12 protein-coding genes are annotated in these 16,315 nt (G+C 68.5%); 4 read left to right on the plus strand and 8 right to left on the minus strand.

The window, feature by feature from the left end; genetic code table 11:
• Nucleotides 1-25: 25 nt before the first annotated feature.
• The 4 genes from A4F85_RS00440 to hxpB all read right to left on the minus strand — a co-directional run bounded on the left by A4F85_RS00440 (nt 26) and on the right by hxpB (nt 5,431).
• Entirely contained in the window at nt 26-2,650 is a 2,625-nt protein-coding gene (locus A4F85_RS00440) for a TonB-dependent siderophore receptor (protein WP_063325312.1), read from the minus strand.
• 271 nt (nt 2,651-2,921) lie between these two features.
• Complete coding sequence (locus A4F85_RS00445; protein ID WP_063325313.1) at nt 2,922-3,956, minus strand: FecR family protein; 1,035 nt, start codon at nt 3,954-3,956, stop codon at nt 2,922-2,924.
• Nucleotides 3,953-4,573, minus strand: a complete 621-nt coding sequence (locus A4F85_RS00450) for an RNA polymerase sigma factor (RefSeq protein WP_063325314.1) — start codon at nt 4,571-4,573, stop codon at nt 3,953-3,955. The genes A4F85_RS00445 and A4F85_RS00450 overlap by 4 nt, the downstream gene beginning before the upstream one ends.
• Nucleotides 4,574-4,735: 162 nt before the next feature.
• A complete protein-coding gene (gene hxpB / locus A4F85_RS00455) occupies nt 4,736-5,431 on the minus strand; it encodes a hexitol phosphatase HxpB (protein WP_231890411.1) in 696 nt (231 codons plus the stop codon).
• A 116-nt stretch (nt 5,432-5,547) separates the two neighbouring features.
• Between hxpB and A4F85_RS00460 the strand changes: the two genes are divergently transcribed.
• Entirely contained in the window at nt 5,548-6,057 is a 510-nt protein-coding gene (locus tag A4F85_RS00460; RefSeq protein WP_013801420.1) for a DUF1993 domain-containing protein, read from the plus strand.
• Between the two features lie 28 nt (nt 6,058-6,085).
• On the opposite strand, the gene A4F85_RS00465 is transcribed toward A4F85_RS00460, so the two are convergent.
• From A4F85_RS00465 to A4F85_RS00475, 3 genes are all read right to left on the minus strand, one after another.
• Nucleotides 6,086-7,375, minus strand: coding sequence for an MFS transporter (locus A4F85_RS00465; protein ID WP_012206774.1), 1,290 nt, complete (start codon nt 7,373-7,375; stop codon nt 6,086-6,088).
• A 127-nt stretch (nt 7,376-7,502) separates the two neighbouring features.
• On the minus strand, nt 7,503-11,135 hold the full coding sequence (locus A4F85_RS00470) for a hydantoinase B/oxoprolinase family protein (protein ID WP_063325316.1): 3,633 nt from the start codon (nt 11,133-11,135) through the stop codon (nt 7,503-7,505).
• 245 nt (nt 11,136-11,380) lie between these two features.
• Nucleotides 11,381-12,163, minus strand: coding sequence for a putative hydro-lyase (locus tag A4F85_RS00475; RefSeq protein ID WP_013801417.1), 783 nt, complete (start codon nt 12,161-12,163; stop codon nt 11,381-11,383).
• A 127-nt stretch (nt 12,164-12,290) separates the two neighbouring features.
• Between A4F85_RS00475 and A4F85_RS00480 the strand changes: the two genes are divergently transcribed.
• Nucleotides 12,291-13,220 (plus strand): LysR family transcriptional regulator, encoded by a 930-nt coding sequence (locus tag A4F85_RS00480; protein WP_013801416.1) that lies wholly within the window; start codon nt 12,291-12,293, stop codon nt 13,218-13,220.
• Here the strand turns inward: A4F85_RS00480 and A4F85_RS00485 are convergent.
• Entirely contained in the window at nt 13,217-14,173 is a 957-nt protein-coding gene (locus A4F85_RS00485) for a LysR family transcriptional regulator (protein WP_063325317.1), read from the minus strand. The genes A4F85_RS00480 and A4F85_RS00485 overlap by 4 nt on opposite strands.
• 115 nt (nt 14,174-14,288) lie before the next feature.
• Between A4F85_RS00485 and A4F85_RS00490 the strand changes: the two genes are divergently transcribed.
• Entirely contained in the window at nt 14,289-15,254 is a 966-nt protein-coding gene (locus A4F85_RS00490) for a Bug family tripartite tricarboxylate transporter substrate binding protein (protein WP_063325318.1), read from the plus strand.
• Between the two features lie 7 nt (nt 15,255-15,261).
• Nucleotides 15,262-16,290 (plus strand): 4-hydroxythreonine-4-phosphate dehydrogenase PdxA, encoded by a 1,029-nt coding sequence (locus tag A4F85_RS00495; protein WP_063325319.1) that lies wholly within the window; start codon nt 15,262-15,264, stop codon nt 16,288-16,290.
• The last annotated feature ends 25 nt before the right edge of the window (nt 16,291-16,315 follow it).

The following is a 16,315-nucleotide window of genomic DNA, read 5'->3' on the forward strand; positions in this document are numbered from 1 at the left end:
AGGCGCGCAGCGCCTCAGGGGGTCTTCAAAAGCTACCGCGCAGCGTCAGCATCACATTGCGTGGCTCGCCATACCAGTTGTTGCCACCGCTGGTGCCCACCGTGCGGTAGTAGACCTTGTCGAACAGGTTGTTCAGGTTGAGCACGGCCTGCCAGTTGCGGTTGATGCGGTACTGCACGCTGGCATTCCACACGGCATAGCCGCCCTGGCTGAACTTGAAGGGCACGGCCGCGCCATCGAACTTGCCCGTGTCAGGATTGAAGGCCTTGGCCGTGCCGCTGACGAAATGTGCGCTCTGGATATTGGCGCCGCCGCCAATCGTCCATTGCGACAGCTCGCCGGGCAGGCGGTAGGTGCTCCACAGCTTGAACAGATGCTTGGGCGTGACGGAGTGGTAGATGCCTTCGATGCCCGGGGTCTTGTTGTGGTTGCGGTTGAAGGTGTAGCCGGCAAACAGCTGCCAGCCGCGCGCCAGCTCGCCCGAGATCTCGCCTTCCACGCCCTGGCTGACCACCTTGCCCTTGCTCAGCCAGCAGCAGTTCAGGCCCGCGTCGCCGATGTCGGTGTTGGGGTAGGAGGGATCGGCCACGGCCTCGCCATTGCGCTCTATGCGGTACAGCGCCATGGAGGCCATCAGCCGGCCTTCGTTGAACTCGCCCTTGGTTCCCAGCTCGAAATTGCGGCCCTTGATGGGGTCCAGCGGCGTGCCTGGCAAGGGCCCACCCAGCTTGTCGGCCTGGGACTTGTGGATTTCGGCGACGCTGCCGTAGGCCGTCCAGCGGTCGTCGATGTCATAGACCAGGCCGCCATAGGGCGTGAAGATACCGCTCTCGCTATTGGACGACACGATGCGGCTGGTGAGATTGCCGGCCCGGTCGAAGCGCAGCCAGGGCGTCTGCGTTGCATAGCTGGCGCGGCGTGCGCCGACGATGGCCGTCAGCCGGTCCGTCAGGCTCAGGTTGAGCCGGCCGTACAGCCCTTTCTGCGTGGCGCCATAGCCCGCGAAGCTGCGCGTCTTCCAGACGAAGCTGGGCAGGGGAATGGCGCCCGGGTCGAAGCCGAACACGTTGATGCCCCCCGGCATGTCCACCTCGGACAGAAAGGTGTCCTGCGTGTCACGGATCTTGGCCCAGTCCGCGCCCAAAAGCAGCCGGTGCCTGCGCCCCAGCAGGGAGAACGTTCCGCTGACGTTGGCATCCAGCGCCTTCTTGGTGGAATAGAAGTCGTTGGAGAAGCCGTTGAGCGTGGCTCCCAGGCCCGTCGTCGGATCGACCGCGCCGGTGACGTCGGCCAACCGGCTGTCGCTGTCCACCTTGACATAGTTGGCATGGGCGCGGACGCGCCAGTCGCCCTCCAGCTTCTGTTCCAACTGGGCGAACAGCTCCTTGTTGGTCCTGTCGTAATGGCCCCAGCCCGCCATGAGTGCCGTATGGCGCGGCAGGTGCAGATCGTCGCCATTGGCCGCGCGCGGCAGGCCACCGCGCCAGGGCAGGCTGGCCGACTTGTCGTAGCTGCCGCCCAGGGTCAGCTTGGTCGCAGGCGTGAGATCGGCTTCCACGATGCCGTAGAGCAAGGTGTTGCGCGCATCGGCGTAGTCATAGAAGAACTCGCGGTCGCTGTGCGCCAGCACGGCGCGGCCGCGCACCCGGCCATCGGCAGCCAGGGGGCCCGCCACATCAAGTTCGGCCCGGCGCTGGTTCCAGCTGCCCACCGAGGCCGAGGCCAGCACCTGGGGCTGGGCCGTGGGGCGCTTTCTCACCAGGTTGATGGAGCCGCCGGGCTCGCCATTGCCGCTGTACAGGCCGTCCGCGCCGCGGATCACCTGCACGCTGTCGTACATGGCCATGTTGGGGTCGAAGGTGCCCTGGCTGAAGGCGTCCACCGCCGCTCCGTCGATCTGGACATTGCTGATCTGGAAGCCCCGCGCGTAGAAGCTGTTGGCCGTGCCGCCCAGGCCGCCCGAGCCTGCGTAGTCCACCGTCACGCCCGTGGTCTGCTGCATCACGTCGCCCACGGAGACCAGGCCCTGGTCCTCGATGCGCTGGCGTGTGACCACGGAGATGGACTGCGGCGTCTCGCGCACGCTCTGCCCCTTGCCCAGCGACACGCGCGAGGCCGCATAGGAGCCCGAACCCTCCGTGGTATCGCCAGCGTGTGCCTGGGCCGTGACCAGCACCGTGCCCAGCGCAGCATCGGCTGCCGGCGACGGCTCCCTGAGCGGCGCCTTCAGCGTGTAGGCGCCCGGTACGGCGTCGATCACGGTCACGCCCGTGCCGGCCAGCAGCCGGTCCAGCGCCTGGCGCGGCGTGAAGCGGCCCTGCAAGGCCGGCGAAGTGCGGCCTGCAACGATCTGCGGATCGAACAGCACCTGGTGCTGGGCCTGCTGCGTGAACTGGCGCAGCGCGCCGGCCAGCGGCTGGGGCGCGATGCTGAAGGCCAGCTCCCCTACCTGACCCGCCTGGCCCACCTGCCCCGCCTGCACGGACGATGGCTGCTGCGCCTGCACCGCAGGCTGCGCCAGCGCAACCAGGGCTGCGGCCACCAGCGACGGCATCCTTGCCCGCCGCCATGGCCTGCCCCTGTGCTGAAACTCTCCTCCCCAAATGCCCGCGCCCATGGCGGCGCTGCCGTGTTCTTTTCCTGCTTGCATCCCTGCTCCTGCTGCACTGTGTCCATTGCCCGCTGTCGCGGTGTGCGCGGTGGGTGGCAGGCAGACAGTTGAGCGTCCACCCGCCACGCGCGTGCGCGGCCGTCGCGGTTGTTGGCTGAGCTGTGCACTGGGCAGCGGCCTGGCTGGCAACCATGGAGGCGCGAGAAAACCCGGCCTCCATGAAGGTAAAACCCGCTACCGCGCCAAAGTGGGAACGTGGCCGAACCGAGAAAGCGGGTTGTTTACATTAATTTACAAACAGCCAAGACACTCAATGCGCCGAGATTCGCCAGCCGCCCTGCGCTTCGGCCTGCACACGCACCGGCAACAAGTGCGGCAGCGAGCGCAGAAACACCTCGGGCTTGCCGGTCAGCGCCACGCCGGACACGGACAGCGCGGCCAGCCGCGCATCGCCGTCCACCCGTACGGGCTGGCCCAGGTAGCGCGACAGATCGGCGGCGACCTCGGCCAGCGTTGCCTGCTGGAACACCATCTGGCCGCTGCGCCAGTCGCCCACCGTGTCCGCGCCGGCCGCCAGCGGATGCTGCGTGCCGTCGCGGGCATCGACGGACATGCCGGCGCCCGCGCCCAGCAGCAGGCGCCTGCCGTCCGCCGCATGGCGATCGGGGCGCAGCTCCACCTTGCCCTCCAGCACCTTCACCACCAGCGCTGGCGGCCCGGCGCGCACATTGAAGGCCGTGCCCACCACGCGGACTTGGCTGGCGCCGCTGTCCACGGTGAAGGGCCGCGAGCGGTCGGCGGCGACCTGGAAGAAGGCCTCGCCCTGGTCCAGCACCGTCTCGCGGCGGCGCGGGTAGTAGCGCACCTGCAGCCTGGAGGAAAAATTCAGCGTGACCCGCGTGCCATCGGGCAGTTCGGCCTCGCGCACCTCGCCGGGGCCGGTGGCCATCTCGATCACATGGCTTGCGTGGTTGTCCCAGGCATACCAGCCCCCGCCCAGGGCCAGCGTCGTGACCAGAGCCACCGACAGCAACGCAGGCATCAGGCCGCGGCGTGTGCGCTGACGTGCCGGCGCGGGCAAGTGGGCCTGTGTCTGCGCACGCGGCCCGCTCGCCCTGGCTTGCGGCGCAGCAGCCGCGTCGCAGGCCAGCGCCGGCCTGCGCAACTGCTGCAGGTCCAGCACCGTGCGCCCCAGGCTCTCGAAGATGCTGCGGTGCTGCGGGTCGGCGGCCAGCCAGGCGTCGAGTTCGCGCTCATCGGCGCCAGTCCAGTCGGCTTCGCGGCGGCGGGCGAAGTAGTCGGCGGCGCGGGCGTGCAGTTGCAGGCGTTTCGGGGTCAGCGTCATTCCCGGCCCTCCCCGTCCGTCGCGGCCTGCGCCAGCAGGCCCTGCATCAGGCGCATGTCTTCGGCGCTGCCGTACTGCACGCGCAGTTCGCAATAGGCCATGGCCAGCGTCACATGGTTGTGCACCATGCGGCGCGAAATGCCCATGCGCTGCGCCACCTCGGTCTGCGTGAGCCCGTCGATGCTGTGCAGCACGAAGGCCTCGCGGCGGCGCTCGGGCAGCTCGGCCATGGCCTGCTCCAGCCTGCCCAGGCGTTCGCGGTGGTGCGCCGCCTGCAAGGGGTCCGACCCCTCGCCGGCCGGCAGTTGCTGCGCCAGTTCCAGGTGTTCATCCAGCGAGACCGATTCGCGCCCCGGCGCGCCCGCCGAGCAGCGCCAGGCATCGTGCGAGACATGGCGGGCGATCACGCGCAGATAGGGTTCCTGCTCCTCGGGCGGCAGGGCCTTGCCTGAGGCCGCATAGCGCACGAAGACCTCCTGCACCGCATCCTCGGCATCCTCGCGGTTGCGCATCTGCCGGCCCAGCAGGCGGCGCAGAGGCTGGTGCCAGCGCGCATACACGCGGGCCAGCAGCGAGGGAGCGGCATCATCGTCCGCGCCTGGCACGCGCGCGCTCACGGGCAGGCTCCCGGCACGGCGGTCTGGACGCGGGCAGGCAGGCCGGCATGGGAAACGGACAGGACGAAGAAGGACGGCACGGGCGGCGATTGTACTGAGAATGGTTCTCATCAACACCTTTGCGGCCGGCACGCGCCATGCGATGCGGGCCCCGCCAATGCCTTACCGGCCCGCTGCCCCATGCAACGCCACCAGCGTGGGCACCACCCAGTGCGGCGCAGGCTGTGCCTCGTCGAAGCACTGGTCCTCGGACGGCACGGCGATGACGGTCATGCCGGCCTGCCGCGCCGCATGTGTTCCCGAGACGGAGTCTTCAAACACCAGGCAGCGCCCGGCCGGCACGCCCAGGCGTTGCGCCGCGAAGTGGTAGATGTCGGGTGCGGGCTTGCCGCGCACCACCTGCTCGGCCGAGACGATGGCGTCGAACGCCGGCCGCAGGCCCAGCGCATCCAGGGTGTGGTGGCACAAAGACAAAGGAGAGTTCGAGGCCAGCGCCACGCGCCAGCCCAGGGCGCGGCAGGCGCTCAGTGTTTCGCGCACGCCGGGCAGGGCCTGTCCATGCGCGCTGACCAGGGCCGCCACGCGCGCGACCACGCGGCTCTCCAGCTCGCGCTGGCTGGGCCCCTGCCAGGGCCGGTGGGCATACCAGTGCGCGGCAACCTGCGCCGTGGTCATGGGCGCCGTCACGCGGGACATCTCGGCCGTGATGTCGATGCCGACCTCGGCAAAGGACTCGCGCTCGGCACGCTTCCAGAAGGGCTCGGAGTCTATGAGCAGGCCGTCCATGTCGAAGATGGCGGCGCCGAATCCGGCCTGGCCAAGGCCTGCGAACGAGGGAGCGGCTTCAGGGATTTGCATGGCGCGCATGCTAGCGCAGGCGGCAAGTGAAAGCAGTTGCTGTTAGCCTGTGCCGGCTGGCGACGGATGCAGGTGCATGCGATTGCCAGCCCTTCACAATCCTTAGCGAGCCCGCAATGACCAGCCCCCTGTACACCGCCTCCATTCCCGTCCTGCAGCAGATGCTGAAGGCCCTGTCCGACGTGCTCAAAAAGGCCGAGGAACACGCCGCGCAGAAGAACATCGATCCCGACGCCCTGCTGCAGGCCCGCCTGTTCCCCGACATGTTCCCGCTGGTGCGCCAGGTGCAGATTGCTGCGGACTTCGCCAAGGGCATCGCCTCGCGCCTGGCCGGCGCCGAGGTACCTTCGTGGCCCGACACGCAGACCAGCTTTGCCGACCTGCAGGCGCTGATCGCCAAGGCGCTGGACCATGTGGGCTCGTTCGCGCCCGAGCAGTTCGCGCAAAGCGAGTCCCGCGAGATCGTGCTGCGCCCCGGCACGCCCAAGGAAAAGAAGCTGAGCGCCAGCGCCTACCTGCTGCACTACGGCCTGCCGCAGTTCTTCTTCCATGTGACCACCGCCTATGCCCTGCTGCGCCACAACGGTGTCGAGGTCGGCAAGCGCGACTACATGGGCAGCTACTGAGCGTGCCGTGGCCGGTCTGGCCAGCGCTTCACTGCGCGGCCAGATCCCGGCCCCGCGTCTCCGGCAGGCACATGGCGAACATCACCACCATCACGTAGCCGGCCGTGGCGCAGATGCCGATGGCCGTGCCCAGCGACAGGCCCAACCGGTCGCTGAACACGCCCACCAGCGCGGGGAAGGTGGCCCCGATGCCGCGGCCGAAGTTGTAGCAAAAGCCCTGGCCGGAGCCGCGCAGTTCGTTGGGGAACAGCTCGGCCAGGAAGGCTCCGGCGCCGCTGAAGATGCCCGACATGAAAAAGCCCAGCGGAAAGCCCAGCACCAGCATCCAGGCATCGGTGATGGGCAGCAGCGTATAGGCATAGGCCAGGCTGCCGGCGCCGATGGCGAACAGCGTGAAGGCCAAGCGCCGGCCCAGCCGGTCGGAAGCGTAGGCACCGCACAGATAGCCTGCAAAGGCGCCGAAGATGAACATGAACTGGTAGCCGCCCGAGCCCAGCACCGTCAGGTGGCGCTCGTTCTTCAGGAAGGTAGGCAGCCACACGGCAATGGCGTAGTAGCCGCCCTGCATGCCGGTGAACATCAGGCTGGCCAGTACCGTGGTCTTGAGCATGCCGCCCTTGAAGATGTCCAGGAAGTGCCCGCTGCGCTCGCCCCGGCCCACGGCGGCGCGGGTCTTCAGGTAGACCTCGGGGTCCTTGACGGAACGGCGGATGAACAGGATCAGCAAGGCCGGCAGCAGGCCCAGCAGGAACATGGCCCGCCATGAAATCTCGGGCGGCAGAAACGAGAACAGCGCCATGGACACCAGCACGGCCGCCCCCCAGCCTATGGCCCAGCTGCTTTGCACCAGCCCCACCGCCTTGCCACGGAAAGCCGGCCGTATGGTCTCGGCGATCAGCACCGAGCCCACGGCCCATTCGCCGCCAAAGCCCAGACCCTGCAGCGTGCGGGCCAGCAGCAACTGGCCCGGCGTCTGCGCCAGGCCGCAGGCGAAGGTGAAAAGGGCGAACACGAGGATGGTCCACTGCAGCACGCGCACACGCCCGTAGCGGTCCGCCAGAATGCCGGCCATCCAGCCGCCGATGGCCGAGGCCACCAGGGTCGAGGTGCCGATCAGGCCGACCTCGGTCTTGCTCATGCCCCACAGCGACAGCAGGATCGGCGTGACCAGAGGCAGCGTGTAGTAGTCGAAGGAATCGACCGCGTAGCCGCCGAACGAGGCCGTCAGTGCGCGTTTTTCCCGGGGTTCGAGCTGGCCCAGCCAGCTGCCCTGCGACTGTTCGCCAGCCAGGGGCTTGGCATTGTCAAGGCTTGTCATTTTTCAGTCTCCTTGCGCTTCGGTATGGAGAAGCGTTTTGCCTTCAATGGCATTGCATCGGTGATGAACCAGGCCTGGCCGGGCGGGCCCTCATCTACCACCCGGACAGACCCCTGCAGGCGGTGTGTCAGGCCGCCGTTCCGTAGCCGCCGCCCCCCGGCGTGCAGACCTCGAACACATCGCCGGGCTGCATCTGCACGGCGCCGATGTGCTCCAGCGCCTCGACCTGGCCATCGGCGCGCAGCACACGGTTGATGCCCGGCTGCCCCGGCTGGCCGCCCGCCATGCCGAAGGCCGGGTTCAGGCGTCCGTTGGACAGGATGCTGGCCGTCATGGCTTCCAGGAAGCGCACGCGCCGCACACCGCCGCTGCCCCCATGCCAGCGCCCGCTGCCGCCCGAGCCTTCGCGGATGGCATAGCTGTCCAGCATGACGGGGAAGCGGAACTCCAGCACCTCCGGATCTGTCAGGCGCGAATTGGTCATGTGCGTCTGGACGACGCTGGTGCCGTTGAACCCGCGCTCCACCCGGCCCTCGGCGTCCAGCACCGCGCCCGCGCCGCTGCCGCCGGCAATGGTTTCGTAGTACTGGTGGCGCGCATTGCCGAAGGTGAAGTTGTTCATGGTGGGCTGGCTGCCCGCCATCACGCCCAGCGCGCCGAACAGCGCATTGGTGATGCAGGTGGAGGTCTCCACATTGCCCGCCACCACCGAGGCCGGTGCATTGGGGTTGAGCATGCAGCCCTGGGGAATGATGACCTTCAAGGGCTTGAGGCAGCCCGCGTTGAGCGGGATGTCGTCGTCCACCAGCGTGCGGAACACGTACAGCACGGCCGCCATGCACACGGCGCGCGGCGCATTGAAGTTGTTGGTCTGCTGGGCGCTGGTGCCCGAGAAGTCGATGACCGCGCTGCGGCCCGCCGTATCCACGGTGACGGCCACGCGGATCTGCGCGCCGTTGTCCAGCGGCAGCGTGAACTGCCCGTTCCTGAGCCGCGTGATGACGCGGCGCACCGACTCCTCGGCGTTGTCCTGCACATGGCCCATGTAGGCCTGCACCACGGGCAGGCCGAACTGGGCCACCATCTTGCGCAGCTCCTGCACGCCTTTTTCATTGGCCGCGATCTGGGCCTTCAGGTCGGCCAGGTTCTGGTGCGGGTTGCGGCTCGGGTACTCGCCGCTTTGCAGCAGCTCGACCATCTCCTGGCCGCGCAGCACGCCGCGATCGACCAGCTTGAAGTTGTCGATCTGCACGCCCTCTTCCTCGATGCGCGTGGAAAACGGCGGCATGGAACCGGGCGTGATGCCGCCCACGTCGGCATGGTGGCCCCGGCTGCCCACGTAGAAGGTGGGGGAGGCCTCGTCGGCCACGTACACGGGCGTGATGACCGTGATGTCGGGCAGGTGGGTGCCGCCCTGGTAGGGGTCGTTGAGCACATAGACATCGCCCTGGGCCATGCGCCCGGCGTTCTTGCGGATCACCGTCTGGATGCTCTCGCCCATGGAGCCCAGGTGCACAGGCATGTGCGGCGCATTGGCGATGAGGTGGCCCTCGGCATCGAACAGCGCGCAGCTGAAGTCCAGCCGTTCCTTGATGTTCACCGAGTAGGCCGTGTTCTGCAGCTGCAGGCCCATCTGCTCGGCGATGTTCATGAACAGGTTGTTGAAGACCTCCAGCAGCACCGGGTCCACCGAGGTGCCGGCCGCGTACTCGGCCTTGCGCGCGACCACGCGGTCCAGCACCAGATGGTCCAGCGCCGTGAGCCGCGCCAGCCAACCGGGCTCGACCACCGTGGTGGCATTGCGCTCGGCGATGATGGCCGGGCCGGGAATGGCATCGCCGGGCCGCAGGTCCTCGCGCACCACCAGGGCCGCGTCGTGCCAGGCACCGTCGGAGTAGATGCGCACGGTTTCGCGGCGCGGATGCTCGCGCGGCGGATGCTCCTGCAGCACCGGCTCGCTGGGCGCATCGCCCGCAATCACGGCTTCGACGGAAACGGCTTCCACCACCAGGCCCTTGCCCGCCATCAGGAAGGCGAACCGCTGGCGATAGGCCGACTCGAAGGCCGCCTGGATGTCATCCAGCCCGCCGAAGGGCACGGCCAGGGCGGAATCCGTGCCCTCATAGCGCACATGCACGTTGTAGCGTACCTGCACGGGACTGGCGCCAACCTGCTGGCGCTCAAGCTCGGCCTTGGCCGCGTCGCCCAGCGAATCCAGCGACTCCGCGATCAGCGGCAAGGCCGCAGCAGACAGCGCCACCTCCATCGCCTGTTCACGGATGACGGTCTGGTCCGCCAGGCCCATGCCGTAGGCGCTGAGCACGCCGGCCAGCGGATGCACGAACACACGGGTCATGCCCAGGGCATCGGCCACCAGGCAGGCATGCTGGCCACCCGCACCGCCAAAGCACTGCAGCGTGTAGCGCGTCACGTCATAGCCGCGCGCCACGCTGATCTTCTTGATGGCGTTGGCCATCTGCTGCACGGCGATGCGGATGAAGCCTTCGGCCACTTCCTCGGGCCTGCGCCCCGTCTGCACCGCCAGCTCATCGAAGCGCGCCCGCACGGCCTCGCCATCGAGCCGCTCGTTGGCGGCCGGGCCGAACACGCTGGGGAAGTAGCGGGGCTGGACCTTGCCCACCATCACGTTCGCATCGGTCACGGCCAGGGGCCCACCACGGCGGTAGCTCACGGGGCCGGGGTTGGCACCCGCGCTCTCCGGTCCCACGCGAAAGCGCGAGCCGTCATAGGCCAGTACCGAGCCGCCACCGGCGGCCACCGTGTGGATGCTCATCATCGGCGCGCGCATGCGCACACCGGCCACCTGGGTCTCGAACTCGCGCTCGAAGGCGCCAGCGTAGTGGCTGACGTCGGTGGAGGTGCCGCCCATGTCGAAGCCGATGACCTTGTCGTGCCCGGCCAGCCCCGCCGTGCGGGCCATGCCCACGATGCCGCCGGCCGGCCCGCTCAGGATGGCATCCTTGCCCTGGAAGCTGCCCGCATCGGCCAGCCCGCCGGAGGACTGCATGAAAAACAGCCGCACGCCCGGCATCTCGCCAGCGACCTGCTGTACATAGCGGCGCAGGATGGGCGAGAGGTAGGCATCGACCACCGTGGTGTCGCCCCGGCTCACGAACTTCATCAGCGGGCTGGTCTCGTGCGAGGTGCTGATCTGCGTGAATCCCGCCTGCCGCGCAATGCGCGCCGCAATCTGCTCGTGCCGCATGTAGCGGTAGCCATGCATGAAGACGATGGCCACGCTGCGCAGGCCCCGGGCATGGGCCTGCATCAGCGCGGTGTGCAGGTGCAGCACGTCCAGTTCCTGCTGCACTTCCCCACGGGCATCCACGCGCTCAAGCGCCTCCACCACCTCGCTGTACAGCAGCTCGGGCAGCTGGATATGCCGGTCGAACAGGCGCGGGCGGTTCTGGTAGGCAATGCGCAGCGCATCACGAAAGCCCCGCGTGGTCACCAGCAGCGTGGGCTCGCCCTTGCGCTCCAGCAGCGCATTGGTGGCCACCGTGGTGCCCATCTTCACGCACTCCACAAGGTCCGGCGTGACCGGCTCGCCGGGCTTGAGGCCCAGCAGGTGGCGGATGCCGGCCACGGCCGCATCACGGTACTGCTCGGGGTTTTCCGACAGCAGCTTGTGCGTGGCCAGGCTGCCATCGGGCCGCTTGCCCACGATGTCGGTGAATGTGCCGCCGCGGTCTATCCAGAATTGCCAGCGCCTGTCATGGGGAGTGGAGCGTTCTTGCATGGTGTCGGAACCCGTTTGTCTCGAAGTTGAAGTCAGGAAAACCGTGGCCTGGAGCACGGCCCTCCGCCGGTGCCCACCACTGGCGTCCAATCTAAAAGTGCACCTGGACCGCGTCCATCGAGAAGTTTTCGCCCCCTCTGTTCACGAAAACTGAACAGGAGCGGCCCCTTGCCGGCCGGCGACGCAAAGAAAAAGGCCCGCCGAAGCGGGCCGCAAGCCAGGCAGCCAGGCAGGCAGGCAGGCCGTCAGAACGCGGCCAGATGGCTGTTGCGCAACTCCGTCACCAGCATGTGGCCCGGCTCGTGCGTGATGGCGAATGGCAGGGCCGCCGAGCGTATGGCCTGCTGGGGCGTCACGCCGCAGGCCCAGAACACGGGGATCTCCCCGGGTTTGAGCGCCATGGGCTCGCCGAAGTCCGGCCGCTCGATATCGGCAATGCCTATCTGCGCGGGGTCGCCCAGGTGCACAGGCGCCCCATGCACGCTGGGAAAGCGCGAAGTCACCTGGATCGCACGGATGGCCTGGGCGGCCGTCATGGGCCGCATGCTGACCACCATCCGGCCACCGAACCGGCCCGCCTGGCCGTTGGCAATGTCGGTGATGAACATGGGAGCGCCCCGGCCCTCGTCGATATGGCGCACGGGCACGCCGGCGTCGCGCAGCGCGTCCTCGAAGGAATAGGAGCAGCCGATGACGAAGCCCACCAGGTCGTCGCGCCACAGGCCCGTGAGGTCATTCACCTGCTCGGCCCTGTGACCATCGCGAAACACCCAGTACGAGGGCAGGTCGGTCTTCAGATCGATATCGCCGAGCTCGGGCACGCGGCTGCTGCCGGGCTCGGTCACGCCGATCAGCGGGCAGGACTTGGGGTTCAGCCGGGCAAAGCGCAGGAACTCCTCGCTGCACTCGCGCGGCAGTATCGCCAGGTTGCCCTGGGTGTAGCCGGGGCACTGCCCGGCCGTCTGCCCGCGAAAGCGTCCGGCGCGCACCTCCTGGCGGAATTCGGTCGGATGGGTCCAATGCGTCATGGGGGAGCCTCTATTGAATGGAGATGCCCCCCAATGTAAAAAGCAGCAGGCCACCGGTCCACTCAGGAATTGTGCGCAGCCTCCCCCAGGAAAACTGAACAGCCACTGCAGCCCGCGCAGCCTCCCCATGAACATCCGTTTTCTTGAAACTTTTGTGCTGCTGGCACGCATCGGCAGCGTGCGCCGCGTGGCCGAACTGGTGCACGCCAGCCCCGGCGCCGTCTCCATGCGCATACGCGGGCTGGAGTCGGACCTGGGCGTGACCCTGTTCCACTGGGACCGCAAGACGCTGCAGATCACCGATGCCGGCGCCCGCTTGCTGCGGCATGCGGAAGCCGTCATCGAAGCCACACGCACCCTGGAGCGTGCCGCCAGGTCCGACGACGCCATCGGCTGCCGCCTGCGGGTCGGCGTGCTGGAGACGGCGGTACACACCTTCCTGCCCGAATTCGTCAAGGCGATGGGCGCCAGCCTGCCGCACATCGAGCTGGACCTGACCGTCGATCTGAGCACCCACCTGTCGGAGCAGATGATGCGGCGCGACCTGGACCTGATCGTGCGCACCGGCAGCGGCGTGGACCCCCAGTTCGCCGTGGTCGAGAACCTGCTGGAAGTACCCGTGCACTGGATTGCCAGGCGGGGCCTGGTGCCCAGGAAGGATGGACTGCACAAGGCGCTGGGCAAGCAATTGCTGACCCAGATGCGCGGCACCGGCCCCTACGAGCAGGCCGTGGCCATGGCACAGCAGCTGGCCGTGCAAAGCGGCATGGTCTCCAGCGACCTGCGCATCTCGGGATCGCCCTCGCTGGCGGCCCTGGTCTCGCTGGTGCGCGAGGGCCTGGGCGTCGCCATCATGCACGGCATGCTGGTGGCGCCGCAGCTCGAAAGCGGGGAGCTGGTGGAGCTGGAGCTGCCCACGCCGCCCTCCTTTCGCATCACCACCTGGTACCCCAAGAGCCCGCCGCCCGGCGTCACCGACACCGCCCAGGTGCTGCGCCGGGTCTGCAAAAGCTACTGCAAGCGGGTCAGCCCGCATCTGGCGCGGTACATCGGCTAGGGCGCGGATGCCGGCGGCGGCTCCTGCCCATGCAGCAGCGCCAGAAAGCTGGCGGCCGCCTGGCTCAGCGGCCGGTCGCGGCGCACCAGGCTGCCGTAGGCCTGCAGGTTGCGGCGCATGCGATAGGGCAGGATGCGGACCATGCCGTGCTCGGCGCTGTCCCGGGCCACGGCCTGCGGGATCACGGCGATCAGGTCGGAGTTGCGCACCAGGTTCATGGTGGTGAGGATGGAGCCCGTCTCGATCAGGCCGCGCGGCAGCGCCAGGCCATGGGCCTGGAATTCCTGGTCGATCAGTGCGCGCATGGGACTGCCGGGCGGCTGCAGCACCCAGCCATGGGCCTGCAGCTGCGCAAAGCCCACGCTGCGGGCACGCGCCAGCGGATGGTTGCAGCCCACGATGATGGACAAGGCCTCGTCATCAATCGTGCGGAACAGATGGGCGGGATCGGCCTGTCCGGTCTGCCGGCCCACCACCACCTCCAGCACGCCGTCCTGCAACTGGGCCAGCAGCCGGTCGCTGGTGTCCACGGCCACCTCGATGGCCAGCAGCGGCCACTGGCGCTTGAGCGCCAGCAGCGCCTGTGTCAGCCGCCCCGGCGAGGCCGCCATGATGCTGCCCACGGCCAGCCGCCCCGCACAGCCCTCGCGCAGTTCCTGCAGCTCGCGGTTCAGCGCCTCCATGCCGCCGCGCAGATGGCGGAAGTAGCCCGTCACGCGCTCGCCCGCCGCGTTCAGCTGCAGGCCGCGCCCCACGCGGTCGAACAGGGTCAGGCCCAGCGCGCTTTCCAGCTCATGCAGCATCTTGGTGGCGGCCGGCTGGCTCAGTCCCAGCTCGGCTGCGGCGCCGCGCAGCGTGCCCTTCTGGTCGATGGCCAGCATCAGCGCCACCTGCCGCATGCGCAGGCGGTTGAGCAGTTGCGGCGTGCTGTCCCTGCGGTCGATGGAGCCCATAGGAATATCCCGTGAATTGATTACCCAAGGTTATTGATTCATCAGTAACTTTCAGTTTACGGCAATCAATCATCTGCCTAGCATGGGTCCACAACAAAAGCACCGGAGACAAGACATGCAACGCCGCCCCCTGCTGCTGGCCGCAGCTGCCCTGCTGCCCGCCATCGCCCTGGCCCAAACCCCGCCGGACTGGCCCACGCGGCCTGTGCGCATGCTTGTGGGCTCGGCCCCGGGCGGCGGCACCGACGCCATGGCCCGTGCCGTGGCCGACCGGCTGGCGCCGCTGCTGCGCCAGCCGGTGATCGTGGAAAACCGCCCCGGCGTCTCCAACACCCTGGCCGTGGACATGACGGCCAAGTCCACGGACGGGCACACCATGGTGATGGGCGTCGTCACGGCCCATGCCATTGCCCCGCACCTGCTCAAGCTGGGCTACGACAGCAACCGCGACCTGGTGCCCGTGGCCTATGTGGGCGCAGTGCCCAATGTGCTGGTGGTGGGCAACAACCTGCCCGCCAACTCGGTGCAGGAACTGGTTGCCCTGGCCCGCAAGGAGCCCGGCAGGATCAACTTCGCCAGCAGCGGCACGGGCAGCACCCAGCACATCGCGGCCGAGATGTTCAAGGACGCGGCCGGCATTGAACTGACCCACGTGCCCTACAAGGGCAGCGCCGCCGCCCTGGTGGATCTGGTCAGCGGCCAGGTGCAGATGAGCTTCGACACCATGCCTTCGGTGATCGGCCAGATCAAGGCCGGCAAGCTGCGCGCCCTGGGCGTGACATCGCACCGGCGCAACGCCCAGCTGCCCCAGGTGCCCACGCTGGCCGAGGCCGGCCTGCCCGGCGTGGAGATAGGCGCCTGGTACGGCATCTACATGCCAGCGGCCACACCCCGAGCCGTGCAGGCCCGGGTGCACGACGAGGTCAACAAGGTGCTGGCCATGCCCGAGACGCGCACGCGCCTGGAGGCCGTGGGCGCCGAACTGCAGCCCATGGGCCAGGCGGAGTTCATCGCCTTGCACAACGCCGAGTACCAGCGCTTTGGCGAAATCATCCGCAAGAACCACATCAAGATCGACTGAGCCGCACATGCCCGCATCCGAACTTCCCGTCGTCGCCCTGACCCTGGGCGATCCCGCCGGCATAGGCGCCGAACTGATCGCACGCCTGCTGGCGCGGCCCGAGGCCATGCAAAAGGCCAACATCGTGCTGGCCGGCGACCCCTGGCTGTGGCAGCAGGGCCAGCGCATCGCGGGCCTGCAGGTGTCCACCGCGCCCATCGCCAGCATGGCCCATGCACGGGGCCGCACCGACACAGCCCTGCCCGCCTTCCTGGCCATGGACACGGTGGCCCCCGATGCCGTGCACCAGGGCCGTGCCGAAGCCGCAGGCGGGCGCTCGGTGCTGCAGGTGCTGGACCGGTGCATGGACGCGGCCCAGGCCGGCCAGATCGACGCCATCTGCTTTGCGCCGCTCAACAAGCAGGCCATGAAGCTGGGCGGCCTGCGCCATGAGGACGAGCTGCACCACTTTGCCGAGCACCTGGGCGTCACCGGCTATTTCTGCGAATTCAATACGCTGGGCGATCTGTGGACCTCGCGCATTTCGTCGCATGTGCCGCTCAGGGACGTGGCCGGCTATCTGAGCCAGGAGCGCATCGCGCAGGCGGCCGAGCTGATCTACCGCGCGCTGCTGGCCAGCGGCATGGCAGCCCCCAAGGTGGCGGTGGCGGGCTTCAACCCGCACAACGGCGATGGCGGCACCTGCGGGCGCGAGGAGATCGACATCATCGCGCCGGCCGTGCGCGCGCTGCAGGCCCGCGACTGGCCTACGCCCGATCCGTTCCACGGCCCCTTCCCGGCCGACACCATCTTCCTGAAGGCCCAGGCCGGCGAGTACCAGGCCATCGTGACCATGTACCACGACCAGGGCCAGATCGCCATCAAGCTGCTGGGCTTCTCGCGCGGCGTGACCGTGCAGGGCGGCCTGCCGATCCCCATCACCACGCCGGCCCATGGCACGGCCTATGACATCGCGGGCCAGGGCCGGGCCAGCGTGGAGGCCACCTGGCAGGCCTTTCTGATCGCCTGCCGCATGGGCGCCGCGCGCCTGCCCTGACTGACTTCACACCCTCGCCATCACC

It is taken from the genome of Delftia sp. GW456-R20 (assembly GCF_001622915.1).
Taxonomy (GTDB): Bacteria; Pseudomonadota; Gammaproteobacteria; order Burkholderiales; family Burkholderiaceae_C; genus Comamonas; species Comamonas acidovorans.